The following is a 13,319-nucleotide window of genomic DNA, read 5'->3' as shown; positions in this document are numbered from 1 at the left end:
AGGCATTTCGGGAAGGGCGGGTCATGGCGCAATGCGAAGTGCGCGCCATCCCGCCCTTCCTGCTGTCCGGGAAAGACAGCGGGATGCAGGAGGAGGCCGAAGGCCTCCTGGACAGCGTCGAGCTGGCGCGGGCCAAGGCTTTGCCGCCAGCCGCCGGCATTGCTTTTCTGGCCGGCCGGCTGGCGCAGCGGAGGCTCGCCGCGGAGCTGCTCTCACTTCCCGCCGCAGACCTCACCGTGGCCTACAGCTGCCCACAGTGCGGGACCGGCCCCGGGGTGGGCCACGGCCGGCCGGGATACAGCTATCGGGGCGCCCCTGTGCCGCTGGCACTGAGCTTGTCCCGGGCAGCGGGCTGGACATTGTTGGTGGCTGTGGTGGACGCCTCGCCGGGAACGCGGCTGGGCGCCGACATCGAGGATCCGTCCCGTACCGGCTTTGACGGGTTCGACGGACTTGCCCTGACGCCTGCGGAGCGCCGGAACCTCCGGAACGTCAGGGTGGAGCTGCTGCCGGCGGCGAGGGCCAGGCTCTGGGCACGCAAGGAAGCCTGGCTGAAAATGACCGGTGACGGACTCCGGACTGCGCCGTCCACCGTGGACGTCAGCGGGCGTCCCGGCCTGCGGGACCTGGGCCCTGCTGAAACCGGGCTGCCCGCACACCTGGCCGCCGCCGTCGCACTTTCCGGACCCGTTCAGGCCAGCGGAAGCGGCGGCAGCGGCTCCTCGTAAAGCCAGGGGTGCAGCAGCGGCTCCGCATCGACAGCTGTGGCGCTGCTGACCGCCACGATGAAGTCCTGCGTCGTGACCGAGCCGTGCCTGTGACCGGCTGTCCAGTCCTGCAGGACGGCGAAAAAGGCGAGGTCGCCCACGGCCATCCGGACGGCGTGCAGGGCCAGGGCGCCCCGCTTGTACACGCGGTCATCGAACATCCGCTCGGGACCGGGATCACCCACCAGGATGTCCTGGTCCTCCGCCTGCAACCGGTGCCAGGCCGCCGCGGCCCGCTCCGCCACGGGCATGACACCGGCTTCCTCGGACCAGATCCACTCGGCATAGCAGGCGAAGCCCTCGTGCAGCCAGATGTCCTGCCACCCCGCAGCGGTCAGGGAATTGCCAAACCACTGATGCGACAGCTCATGGGCGATCAGGCGCTGGGACTCCCAGTCCAGGCCCAGGTGGTTGGGACCCAGGATTGCCATCGACTGCGCCTCAAGCGGGATTTCCAGTTCGTCCTCGGTCACCACCACCGTGTACGCGGGAAACGGATAAGGGCCAAAGCAGTTGCTGAAGGTGCGCATCATTGCCGGTTGCCGGGCCAGTCCTGTCCTGGCACGGTCCGCCAAGGCGTGGGAGACCGCCACGGACTGCGGAACCGGGGCCCCGTGCCGTCCGGCGTCCAGATCCAACGGCACGTACCTGCCAATCTGGACGGTCGCAAGATAGGCGGCCATCGGCTCCGCCTGTTCGTAGACCCAGGTTTCCCGGCTGGCGCGGGCCGTATGCGATTGCAGTACGCCGTTGCACACCACCCGGTAGTTCGCTTCAGTGGTGACCGTGAACCGGTAGCTGGCCTTGTCCCCGGAGTGGTCGTTGCAGGGGAACCAGGAGGGGGCACCGTTGGGTTGCCCGGCCACCAGGACACCGTCCGTCAGTTCCTCCCAGCCCACCTCGCCCCAGGGGCCGCGCCGCGGCCGCGGGTTGCCCTCATAGCGCACCTCCAGGGTGAAGGGCTGTTCCGGTTCGAAGGGGGCTTGCGAGGTGACGACCAGCTGCCCGGCCCGCTGGCTGAACCGGAGCGGTTTGCGGCCGTCGAGCAGGACCTTGGTGGCGCGCAGGCCAACGAGGTCCAGGACAATGGCCGACGTCGGAGCGCAGGTGACGCCGTGCAGCACCGCTTTGCCGCTGAGCCGGTTGCTGGCCACCCGGTAGTCCAGGTCCAGTTCGTACCTCTCGACGCGGAAGGCGTTTGTCCCGGCACCGGGCAGGTACGGGTCCGGGGAGGTTCCGGTGGCTGCGGGAATGCTGCCCCGGGCGGCTGATGCTGAAGAACTCATGGGACCTTCGGTTAGGTGGCAGACGGCGATCCGGGCCCGCTCCATGGGCTGACCGGGTTACCCATCCAGTACGTCGCGGCGGGCACTGCCTCGCCGCGCATCACCAAGGATGCCGGCCCCACCGTTCCGCCGGCGCCGATGCTGGCCTGGGGAAGGATGACCCCGTGCGGGCCCATGGTGGCCCCGTCCTCGAGCGTAACAGCGTCAATGCTCATCACACGGTCGTGGAACAGGTGCGTCTGCACCACGCAGCCCCGGTTGACCGTGGAATTCCTGCCAAGGGCCACCAGGTCGGCTTCAGGCAGCCAGTAGCTCTCGCACCACGTGCCGCTGCCAATTTTCGCCCCGAGCGCCCGCAGCCACCAGACCAGCGCGGGGGTGCCCGATGCTGCCCGGGCGAACCACGGCGCCGTGACCAGTTCGATGAAGCTGTCCACCACTTCGTTCCGCCAGATAAAGGAGCTCCACAGTGGATGTTCGCCGGGCCGGATCCGCCCCACCAGCACCCATTTCGCGGCGACGGACGCCCCTGCCGCCACGAGGCCCGCCAGCAGCATCACGACGCCGGTGAGCAGGGCGGCGGCGGCGTAGCCCCAGCTTGCTGCGATCCAGTCGAAGGCCAGCATGGTGCCGGCCGCGATGGCGACCGTGAGCATGACCGGCAGAAAGCGGCCCAGTTCCCACAGGGTGCGGGCGACTTTCAGCCGCGCCGGGGGCTGGAAAGTGCGCGAATCGTCGGAGGCGATCGCGGTCCGCCGCAACCGGACGGGCGGGCTTCCCAGCCAGGAGGTGCCGGATTTTGCCTTGGCCGGTGTGGCGGACAGGACGGCCACGAGTGAGTTCTTGGGAACGCTGCGTCCCGCGGCGGTCATGCCCGAATTGCCCAGGAAGGACCTTTTGCCGATCTTCGCCGGTGCCACCCGCAGCCAGCCGCCGTCGAGCTCGTAGGAGGCCACCATGGTGTCATCGGCGAGGAAGGCGCCCTCGCCCACGGTGGTCATCTTCGGTATCAGCAGCACGGTGGAGGCCTCGACGTTCTTACCGACCTTCGCGCCCAGCAGGCGCAGCCACACCGGCGTGAACAGGCTCGCGTAGATGGGGAAAAGCAGGTCCCTGGCCAGGTCCAGCACCCGCTCGGTGGCCCAGATCTGCCACCCCACCCGGCTGCGGATCCGGTAGTAGCCCTCCGTGATCCCGATGGAGAGGAGCCGCGTGGCAACCAGCACCAGGACGGCGTTCGTGGCGAACCACACCAGCGATGCCGGAGCAAGGGCCGCCAGCAGCCGGGGGAGGGCCCCGGTCAGGGACGTACTGCCCTGGACGAAGGTGAACGCGACCCACAGCGCGGCGGCAGCAGACAGGTACGGAATGAAGGACAGGCACGCAGACGCCAGGGAAAATCCGGCAAACCACGCACGTGTGGCAAACCTGCCCTGGGGCGGGGCATGTGGCACGCTGTGTTTGGCCTTGCCCTGCCGGCGGGCCGGTGAACCTGCGGCCAATTGGCCTGCCTTCACCTTCCCCAGAACCGCGGAACCGGCTTCCACCTGCGCCCCGGCCCCAATCGAGGCGCCGGGCATCAGCGTGCTGCGTGCACCCACGCTGGCACCGCGGCCAATGCGGATGGCCCCAATGTGAACGTCGTCGCCGTCGATCCACCAGCCTGACAGGTCCACCTCCGGTTCCACGTTGGCTCCGCTGCCGAGCGTCAGCAGCCCCGTGACAGGCGGCAGCGAATGAAGCTGGACGTCCCTGCCGATCTTCGCCCCCAGCGCCCGGGCGTAGTACGGCACCCAGGGCGCACTGGCGAGGCTGATGGCCCCTGCCAGGTCCTGGATCTGTTCCGCCAGCCACAACCGCAGGTGGACCCGCCCGGACCGGGGATAGATGCCTGGCCTGACGCCGCGGAGGAGGAACCTCGCGGCTGCGATGGACAGCAGCATGCGCCCGGCCGGGCTGACGAACACCAGCCAGGACGCTGCCACCCACCACCACGAAATGGTCGGTGCAGCAGTAAATCCGGCGAGTCCGGCCAACAGGTTGTTGATTGCCATGAGGTAGGTCAGCCACCGCATGCCCACCAGGATGTGCAGCGGCACACCCATCAGTGTCTGGAAGACCTGCGACTTCCTGGCAGTAGGCCGGACCGTCCGCTCCCGCGCAGGAACGGAGTCCCCGGATTGGTTGACCTGCCGCGCCAGCTCCACCAGTGCCCCCACCCTCGGCGTCGCGTAAACATCGGCCACCGTGATGGTGGGGTAGCGGACCCTCAGCGCGGAGACCAGCTGGGCGGCGGACAGCGAACCGCCGCCGTAGGCGAAGAAGTCGGCGTCCAGCGATGTGACGGGGCTGCCCAGCACGCTGCTCCACTGTTCCACCACCCACGCGGCATCATCCGGAAGGTTCAGCGGAGCGGCATCCGCCTCTGCGGCGCCTGCACCCGCCAGGGGCCACGGCAGGGCGTGCCGGTCCACTTTTCCGCTGGTCTTGGTGGGCAGCGAGTCAACTGTCGTCAACAATGGCACCAGCGCCGCCGGAAGGCTTGCCGCCAGCTGTTCCCGTGCGGCACCCAGGTCCATGTCGTGGCCCGGTGCGGGGGCAAGGTAGCCCACCAGGATGTGGTTGCCTGCGGCGGTGGTCTGCACGGCGGCTGCCGCGCCGGCCACCCCGGGGAGGGCCTGCATGGCTGCGTCGATCTCACCGAGTTCGATCCGGCGGCCGCCCAGCTTGACCTGGTCGTCCGCGCGGCCCTGGAAGATCAGGCCCGCCTGTTCGAACCGCACGAGGTCCCCCGAGCGGTAAGCCCGCTCCCACCCCAGGCTGGGCATGGGCGCGTACTTTTCCGCGTCCTTGGCCGGATCCAGGTACCGTGCCAGCCCCACCCCGCCGATAATCAGTTCACCCGTTCCGCCCTCGGGCACCGGGACACCCGCGGCATCGACAACGGCAAGGTCCCAACCGTCCAGGGGCAGTCCGATCCGTATTGGTCCAGGGCCGCCCAGCGGCGCCGCGCACGCCACCACCGTTGCTTCCGTGGGGCCGTACGTGTTCCAGACCTCCCGGCCCTCCACGGCCAGGCGGTCGGCGAGTTCCGGCGGGCAGGCCTCGCCGCCGAAGATCAGGAGCCGGACGTTTTCGAGGGATTCGGCGGGCCACAGGGCTGCGAGCGTGGGCACCGTGGAAACGGCGGTGATTGCGTGGTTGATCAGCCAGGGGCCGAGGTCCATGCCGGTGCGGACCAAGGCGCGCGGTGCGGGTACCAGGCAGGCGCCGTGGCGCCAGGCGAGCCACATTTCCTCGCAGGAGGCGTCGAAGGCAACCGAAAGGCCGGCCAGGACGCGGTCCTGCGGGCCGAGCGGATCATCCTGGAGGAAAAGCCGGGCCTCCGCATCGACGAAGGCTGCGGCCGAGCGGTGCTGGACGGCCACCCCCTTGGGTGTTCCGGTGGACCCCGACGTGAAGATGATCCAGGCGTCGTCCCCGGGTCCGGGCAGGCGCGCGCCCTTGAATGGACCGCTGCGTGCCGCACCTGCCGGCCCCGGCCCGACGGAGCCCCCGGCCCCCAGGACGGCTGCCACCCGGGCTTCGCCAAACACGAGCCGGGCCCGTTCTGCGGGATCGTCCGCATCCACGGGAACGTAGGCTGCGCCCACCAGGAGGATGGCAAGGATGGAGACATACAGTTCGTTGGTCCCGGAGGGGATCCGCACGCCAATCCTGTCGCCGGCGCCCAGGCCGGCGAGGTGGAGCCGGCGTCCCGTGGCACGGACCTCGTCCAGCAATTGGGCGTAACTGAGCGACGTGCGGCCGTCATCCAGTGCCGAGGCGTCAGGAAACCGGGCGGCCGTGTCCTGCAGCACATCAATGAGGGTCCGGGCCGGCGGCGCCGCGGGAGCCCCGGCCAGCTGAGGCAGGAAAACGGCAACGCTGTGGCCGGCGTCCCCGGACTCCTGGTCCCGGCCGCCGGCTCCTGCACCGTCCCGGATGATGCTGGCTGGCTCCACGCCGGAACCGGAATCCCTAAAGGGGACCTGCTGCTGAGTCACTTGCGCATTGTGCCGGGACAAGATGAACGGAAGGTGTCGTGCGCGCCCGGACGGGCCGTTTCAGGCCGTTCGGGCGTTTGCCCGTTGTTCACGTCGCCCGTGCCTAGGGAACCAGCAGGACTTTCCCGGTGGTCTTGCGGCCTTCGAGGTCGCGGTGCGCCTGCCCGGCCTGGCTGAGCGGGTAGCGTGCACCGATCCGGACCTTCAGGCTGCCGTCGGCCGCGGCGGCGAACACCTCGTCCGAACGCCAGCGCCGCTCCGCCGCGTCCCGCAGGTAGTGGCCCATGGTGGGGCGCGTCAGGAACAGGGATCCCGCGGCGTTGAGGCGCTGCGGGTCAAACGGCGGGACGGGCCCGGAAGCCGCCCCGAACAGCACCAGCATGCCCCGGATCCGCAAGGCTGCCAGGGAGCCGTCGAACGTATCCTTCCCCACGCCGTCGTAGACGACGTCGACGCCGGTACCGCTGGTGATGTCCCTGACCCGCTCCGCGAAGCCGTCGTAGCGCAGCACGTGGTGCGCGCCGGCGTCGAGCGCAAGCTGCTCCTTTTCGTCGGTGGAGACCGTGGTGATGACTTCCGCGCCCCTTGCCTTGAGCAGCTGGATCAGCAGCAGCCCCACGCCCCCGGCGCCCGCGTGCAGCAGGACCTTGTGGCCGGGCTCCACCTTGAAGGTGGAATTCATCAGGTAGTGGGCCGTGACGCCCTGCAGGGGGAGCGCTGCGGCAGTGAAAACATCCAGGCCTTTCGGTACCGGCAGTGCGGCATCCTCATCCACCAGCGCGTAGTCCGCGTAGCAGCTGATGCCTTCAGCGGTAGCCACCCGGCTGCCCACGGCGAAGCCGGTCACGCCCTCGCCGACTGCCTCGACAGTGCCCGCGGCCTCCGAACCTGGGGTGAAGGGGTAGGGGACTTTGTACGTGCCGCTGCGCTTATAGGTGTCGATGAAGTTGACGCCGGCCGCCCCGACCTTGACCAGCAGCTGCCCAGGGCCCGGAACGGGGGGCTCCGCCTCCGTGTACTCAAGGACTTCCGGTCCGCCTGCCTGCCGTGCGACGATTGCGTGCGTCATGGCTCTCCTTTCGCGGGTCCCGGCGTCTCCGGCCCCGGCTGCCGAAACCATCCTAGGGACACTCCCGGGCGGCACGACAAGTGCCGCGTTACCCGGACGCGCTCGAATGCATAATTATCAGTACCAATGCATAACTATTGCTGTATAGTCGGAGCATGACTATTTCTGTTGCGGTTTCGGGAGCCAGCGGCTACGCCGGGGGAGAGGTCCTCCGCCTCCTTGCCGGGCACCCCGGTGTGACCATTGGCGCCATCACAGCCCACAGCAACGCCGGTTCCCGCCTCGGTGAACTCCAGCCCCACCTGCACGGGCTGGCCAGCCGCATCCTCGAGGACACAACGGTGGAGAACCTCTCCGGCCACGACGTCGTGTTCCTTGCCCTGCCGCACGGCGCCTCCGCGGAGATCGCCGCCCAGCTGCCGGAGGGCACGGTGGTCATCGACGCCGGCGCAGACCACCGGCTTGAGGACCCCGCCGCCTGGGAAAAGTTCTACGGCTCCGCCCACGCCGGCACCTGGCCCTACGGCCTTCCGGAGCTGCCCGGCCAGCGTGAAGCCCTCAAGGGCGCCAAACGCATCGCCGTTCCCGGGTGCTACCCCACGTCCGCCCTGCTGGCCCTGACCCCCGGGTTCGCCGCGCACCTGCTGGAGCCCGACGACGTCGTGATCGTTTCCGCGTCCGGCACCTCAGGCGCGGGCAAGGCCGCCAAAGTCAACCTGATCGGCTCGGAGGTCATGGGCTCCATGAGCCCCTACGGCGTAGGCGGCGGCCACCGGCACACGCCGGAAATCGAGCAGGGCCTGTCCAACGCGGCGGGGGAGCAGGTCACCGTATCCTTTACGCCCACCCTTGCCCCGATGAGTCGCGGCATCCTGACCACCGCCACGGCCAAGGTCAAGGCCGGCACCACGGCGGCGGAACTGCGCCTGGCCTGGGCCGAGGCGTACGAAGATGAGCCGTTCGTCCACCTGCTGCCGGAAGGCCAGTGGCCCACCACCAAATCGGCCCAGAGCTCCAACCATGCCGCCATGCAGCTGGCCTTCGACGCCCACACCGGCCGGGTCATCGTCACCTGCGTCATCGACAACCTCACCAAGGGCACTGCCGGCGGCGCCGTGCAGTCCATGAACATCGCACTCGGCCTGCCGGAAACCGCCGGCCTCAACCTGCAGGGAGTAGCCCCGTGACCATCACCGCACCCCAGGGATTCCGTGCCGCCGGCGTCACTGCCGGACTCAAGGCCTCCGGCAATCCGGACCTCGCCCTGGTCGTCAACGACGGCCCCTCCAAGGCCGCCGCCGCCGTGTTCACCAGCAACCGGGTGGCGGCAGCCCCCGTGCACTGGTCCCGCCAGGTGGTCTCCGACGGCCGGGTGGACGCCGTCATCCTCAACTCCGGCGGCGCCAACGCCTGCACCGGCCCCACCGGGTTCCAGAACACCCACAGCACAGCGGAAAAAGTGGCGAAGGTGCTGGGGATCTCGGCCACTGACGTCTTCGTCTGCTCCACCGGCCTGATCGGCGAGCAGCTGCCCATGGACAAGATCCTTCCGGGGGTGGAGGCTGCCGCGGCGGAGCTCAGCACCGACGGCGGTCCGGCCGCCGGCACCGCCATCATGACCACGGACAGCGTGCCCAAGTCAGCGCTCTTCATCGGCACCGACGCCGACGGCCAGGAGTTCAGCATCGGCGGCATCGCCAAGGGGGCAGGCATGCTGGCCCCGGGCCTGGCCACCATGCTGGTGGTGCTCACCACGGATGCCGACGTGCAGCCGGAAATGCTCGACGTCGTCCTCCGCGATGCCACCCGCGTCACCTTTGACCGCGCCGACTCGGACGGCTGCATGTCAACCAACGACACCGTGGTCCTGCTTGCCTCGGGAGCTTCCGGTGCCGTGCCGTCCGCCGAGGCGTTCGGTGCCGGGCTGACCCAGGTCTGCGCCGAGCTGGCACGCAAACTGATCGCCGATGCCGAGGGCGCCAGCCACGACATCGCCATCCGGACCTTCAACGCGGCCAGTGAAGCCGACGCCGAGACGGTCAGCCGCTCCGTGGCCCGCTCCAACCTCTTCAAGGCCGCCATCTTCGGCAAGGACCCCAACTGGGGGCGTGTGCTCTCCGCCGTGGGCACCACCGACGCCGCCTTCGAGCCGGACAAACTCAACGTGGCCATGAACGGCATCCAGATCTGCCGGAACGGCAGCATCGGCGATGACCGCTCCCTGGTGGACCTGGAACCCCGCGAAGTGCTGGTGGAAATCGACCTGCAGGCAGGCGACGCCGAAGCCACCATTTGGACCAACGACCTCACCCACGACTACGTGCACGAAAACAGCGCCTACTCCAGCTAGGAGCCCCGGCCACGGCAATACCGCCAGGCACAAGCCGCTGTGGAAAGTGACAACATGAACACCCAGACGCGTGAAACCACCAGCATGTCCGCCGCCCAGGACAAGGCAGAAACCCTGATCGAGGCACTGCCTTGGATCCAGCGGTTCGCCGGCACCACCATGGTGATCAAATACGGCGGCAACGCCATGGTCAACGACGAACTCCGGCGTGCCTTCGCCGAGGACATCGTCTTCCTCCACCACGTGGGCATCCACCCTGTAGTGGTGCACGGCGGCGGTCCGCAGATCAACTCGATGCTGGGCCGGCTGGGCATCGAATCCGAATTCAAGGGCGGCCTGCGCGTCACCACCCCCGAGGCGATGGACGTGGTCCGCATGGTCCTCACCGGCCAGGTGGGCCGCGAACTGGTGGGCCTGATCAACTCCCACGGTCCCTACGCCGTCGGCATGTCCGGCGAAGACGGCGGGCTCCTCCGCGCCGTCCGCACCGGGACCGTGGTGGACGGCGAAGACGTGGACCTGGGGCTGGTGGGCGAGGTGGTCGGCGTCGACCCCGCAGGCATCATGGACATCCTCGCCGCGGGCCGCATCCCCGTAATTTCCACGGTGGCCCCGGAAATCGTCGACGGCGGCGAAGGCGTGGCGGGGGCCGCGCGGTTCCAGCCCACCGGCCAGGTCCTGAATGTCAACGCCGACACCGCAGCGGCCGCCGTGGCCTCGGCCCTTGGTGCCTCCAAGCTGGTGATCCTGACCGACGTCGAGGGCCTCTACGCCAACTGGCCGGACAAGTCTTCCCTGATCTCCTCGCTCACGGCGTCGGAGCTGCGGGACATGCTGCCCCGCCTCGAATCCGGCATGATCCCCAAGATGGCCGCGTGCCTCAAGGCCATCGACGAGGGCGTGGAACGCGCACACATCGTGGACGGGCGCCTGCCCCACTCCATGCTTCTTGAAACATTTACGACGGCGGGCATCGGCACCCAGGTTGTCCCGGACGAGGAGATCAACGGATGAACACCATGGAAAAGTCACCAGTGAATGAGTTGGTGGAAACCACGGGCCACGCCGGTTCCGAGTGGCTCTCCCGCTACTCCAGCTCGCTGATGAACGTGTTCGGCACGCCGCAGCGGGTCCTGGTCCGCGGCGCCGGCTGCCTGGTCTGGGACGCCGACGGCAAGGAATACCTGGACCTGCTCGGCGGCATCGCCGTGAACGCCCTGGGCCACGCCCACCCGTTCGTGACGTCGGTGATTTCCAGCCAGCTGGCCACCCTGGGGCACGTCTCCAACTTCTTCACCAGCCCCACCCAGGTGGCGCTGGCCGAGAAACTCCTGCAATTGGCCCACGCGCCAGCCGGCTCCAAGGTGTTCTTCAGCAACTCCGGCACCGAGGCCAACGAGGCAGCGTTCAAGCTGGCCCGGCGCAACACCGGTTCCGGGGACACGAAACGCACGAAGATTATTGCCCTGGAGGGCGCCTTCCATGGCCGGACCATGGGGGCCCTGGCACTCACCGCCAAGGAAGCCTACCGTGCACCCTTCGAGCCGCTGCCCGGCGGCGTGGTGCACATCCCGTTCGGTGACATCGCCGCGCTGGAGGCAGCCGTTGACGACACCGTCGCCGCCGTGTTCCTGGAACCGATCCAGGGCGAGGCAGGCGTCCGTCCGCTGCCGCCGGGCTACCTGAAGGCAGCGCGGGAGGCCACCAGCAAAGTGGGCGCCCTGCTCATCCTGGACGAGGTCCAGACCGGCATCGGCCGGACCGGCAAATGGCTCGCCAGCGAGGATGCGGGCATCGTCCCCGACGCCATCACCCTGGCCAAGGGGCTGGGCGGAGGCTTCCCCATCGGTGCTCTGCTCACCTTTGGTGAGCAGACGTCGTCGTTGCTCTCAGCAGGCCAGCACGGCACGACGTTTGGCGGAAATCCCGTGGCTACCGCGGCGGCCCTGGCCACCCTCCACGCCCTCGAAAGCCAGAACGTGCTGGCCAACGCGGCGGCGGTTGGGGAGCACCTGCGCTCCGCGCTGGGCGCCATTCCCGGCGTCACCGAAGTCCGCGGCGAAGGACTGCTGATCGGCTTCGACCTGGACGCCGACGTCGCGCCGGCCGTGGTGCAGGCGGCCCTCGACGCCGGCTTCATCGTCAACAGCCCGGGTCCGCGCACCATCCGCCTGGCACCGCCGCTGATCCTCACCACGGCGCAGGCCGATGCCTTCCTCTCCGCTTTCCCGGCAATCCTCCAAGCAGCTAAGGACGCCCAGTGACCACCGCAACCCGGCACTTCCTCAAGGACACCGACCTCAGCCCCGCCGAGCAGGCAGAGGTGCTGGAACTTGCCGCCCGCATGAAGGCGGCCCCCTACAGCGTGCAGCCCTACGCCGCGGAAGGCAGCGGCCGCAAGACCGTGGCCGTGATCTTCGACAAGACCTCCACCCGGACCCGCGTGTCCTTCGCCACCGGCGTTGCCGACATGGGCGGCAACGCGCTGGTCATCAACCCGGGCGAAGCCCAGATCGGGCACAAGGAATCCGTGGAGGACACCGCCAAGGTCCTCGAACGGATGGTGTCCACCATCGTGTGGCGCACCGGCGCGCACGCAGGCCTGGTGGCCATGGCGGAGAACTCCAGGGTCCCGGTCATCAACGCTCTGTGCGACGACTACCACCCGTGCCAGCTCCTGGCCGACCTGTTGGCAGTCAAGGAACACAAGGGCGAACTCAAGGGCCTCACCATGAGCTACCTGGGCGACGCTGCCAACAACATGGCCAACTCCTACCTCCTGGCCGGAGTCACCGCCGGCATGCACGTCCGCATCGCCGGGCCGGCGGGCTACCTGCCCGCGGAGGACATCGTCGCGGCAGCCCGGGAGCGTGCGGCCGAAACCGGCGGCTCCGTGCTCATCACCACCGACGCCAAGGAAGCGCTGCAGGGCGCAGACGTCGTAGCCACCGACACCTGGGTGTCCATGGGCCAGGAGGCCGAAAAGGAAGCCCGGATGCAGCTGTTCCGGGACTACTCCGTGGACTCGGACGCCATGGCACTCGCCGCGGATGACGCCGTCGTGCTTCACTGCCTGCCCGCCTACCGCGGCTATGAAATCTCCGCCGACGTCATCGACGGCCCGCAGTCCATCGTCTGGGACGAAGCCGAAAACCGGCTGCACGCCCAGAAGGCGCTGATGGCCTGGCTGATGCACCGCTCGGGCCTTGCCTTCGTGGACGGACTTTCCCCCGTCGAAGGCACCGGAGAGAGCACGTTCTAGTGTCCGCCCAGCCGTCCTCCCCGGGCACCAGCCCCGCCACCAAGACTGCCCGGCAGGCGCGCATCACCGCCATCCTCACCGGGCAGTCCGTGCGTTCCCAGGCGGAGCTTGCGGCGCTGCTGGCGGACGATGGCGTCCAGGTCACCCAGGCCACGCTGTCCCGCGACCTCGTGGAACTGGGTGCCGTCCGGGTCCGCGGGAAGGAAGGCGTCCTGGTGTACGCCGTCCCCGGCGAGGGCGGCGAACGGGGCGCCAAGAGCGGCGTCACCCAGGAGATCCTGGATGCCCGGCTCGCCCGGCTGTGCAGCGAACTGCTGGTCACCGCCGAAGCATCCGCCAACATCGCGGTCCTCCGGACGCCGCCCGGAGCTGCGAACTTCCTGGCCCTGGCCATCGACCACTCGGTGATGCCGTCCATCCTGGGCACCATTGCCGGTGACGATACCGTCCTGCTGGTCTCCCGTGACCCGCTGGGTGGCCCGGACCTCGCCGCCCGCTTCCTGCAACTGGCTGAGGAAGCCGGGCAATAAGCTTGAAGA

General features: G+C 68.9%; 10 protein-coding genes. 7 read left to right on the top strand and 3 right to left on the bottom strand.

The features are described 5' to 3' along the window. Positions 1 to 23 precede the first annotated feature (23 nt). On the top strand, positions 24 to 728 hold the full coding sequence (locus AB0280_RS12625) for a 4'-phosphopantetheinyl transferase family protein (protein WP_159632304.1): 705 nt from the start codon (positions 24 to 26) through the stop codon (positions 726 to 728). On the opposite strand, the gene AB0280_RS12620 is transcribed toward AB0280_RS12625, so the two are convergent. The 3 genes from AB0280_RS12620 to AB0280_RS12610 form a co-directional block, all read right to left on the bottom strand. Next, positions 692 to 2,053, bottom strand: a complete 1,362-nt coding sequence (locus AB0280_RS12620; protein WP_275180297.1) for a M1 family metallopeptidase — start codon at positions 2,051 to 2,053, stop codon at positions 692 to 694. The genes AB0280_RS12625 and AB0280_RS12620 overlap by 37 nt on opposite strands. A gap of 11 nt (positions 2,054 to 2,064) precedes the next feature. Continuing rightward, positions 2,065 to 5,967, bottom strand: a complete 3,903-nt coding sequence (locus tag AB0280_RS12615; RefSeq protein WP_366367505.1) for a Pls/PosA family non-ribosomal peptide synthetase — start codon at positions 5,965 to 5,967, stop codon at positions 2,065 to 2,067. Between the two features lie 235 nt (positions 5,968 to 6,202). Then, complete coding sequence (locus AB0280_RS12610) at positions 6,203 to 7,168, bottom strand: quinone oxidoreductase family protein (RefSeq protein WP_159632302.1); 966 nt, start codon at positions 7,166 to 7,168, stop codon at positions 6,203 to 6,205. Positions 7,169 to 7,323: 155 nt separating this feature from the next. Here AB0280_RS12610 and argC point away from each other — a divergent pair, with 155 nt between their 5' ends. From argC to AB0280_RS12580, 6 genes are read left to right on the top strand one after another with little or no spacing between them, the layout of a single operon-like run. Next, positions 7,324 to 8,355: an N-acetyl-gamma-glutamyl-phosphate reductase gene (gene argC, locus AB0280_RS12605; protein ID WP_366367408.1), complete on the top strand. Its 1,032-nt coding sequence runs from the start codon at positions 7,324 to 7,326 to the stop codon at positions 8,353 to 8,355. Continuing rightward, entirely contained in the window at positions 8,352 to 9,518 is a 1,167-nt protein-coding gene (gene argJ, locus AB0280_RS12600; protein WP_224025630.1) for a bifunctional glutamate N-acetyltransferase/amino-acid acetyltransferase ArgJ, read from the top strand. The genes argC and argJ overlap by 4 nt, the downstream gene beginning before the upstream one ends. 54 nt (positions 9,519 to 9,572) lie before the next feature. Further along, on the top strand, positions 9,573 to 10,532 hold the full coding sequence (gene argB, locus AB0280_RS12595; protein ID WP_224025631.1) for an acetylglutamate kinase: 960 nt from the start codon (positions 9,573 to 9,575) through the stop codon (positions 10,530 to 10,532). Beyond that, a complete protein-coding gene (locus AB0280_RS12590) occupies positions 10,529 to 11,782 on the top strand; it encodes an acetylornithine transaminase (protein WP_224025632.1) in 1,254 nt (417 codons plus the stop codon). Before argB ends, AB0280_RS12590 begins: the two co-directional genes overlap by 4 nt. Then, positions 11,779 to 12,780, top strand: coding sequence for an ornithine carbamoyltransferase (gene argF, locus AB0280_RS12585; protein WP_366367405.1), 1,002 nt, complete (start codon positions 11,779 to 11,781; stop codon positions 12,778 to 12,780). Before AB0280_RS12590 ends, argF begins: the two co-directional genes overlap by 4 nt. Further along, the gene (locus tag AB0280_RS12580) at positions 12,780 to 13,310 is read left to right on the top strand and encodes an arginine repressor (RefSeq protein WP_159632296.1); all 531 of its coding nucleotides are present in this window, start codon (positions 12,780 to 12,782) and stop codon (positions 13,308 to 13,310) included. The genes argF and AB0280_RS12580 overlap by 1 nt, the downstream gene beginning before the upstream one ends. Positions 13,311 to 13,319 lie beyond the last annotated feature (9 nt).

Origin of the sequence: Pseudarthrobacter sp. 902506025 (assembly GCF_040702325.1) — a bacterium.
GTDB lineage: Bacteria > Actinomycetota > Actinomycetes > Actinomycetales > Micrococcaceae > Arthrobacter.
This window is presented reverse-complemented; position numbering and strand designations above follow the sequence as displayed.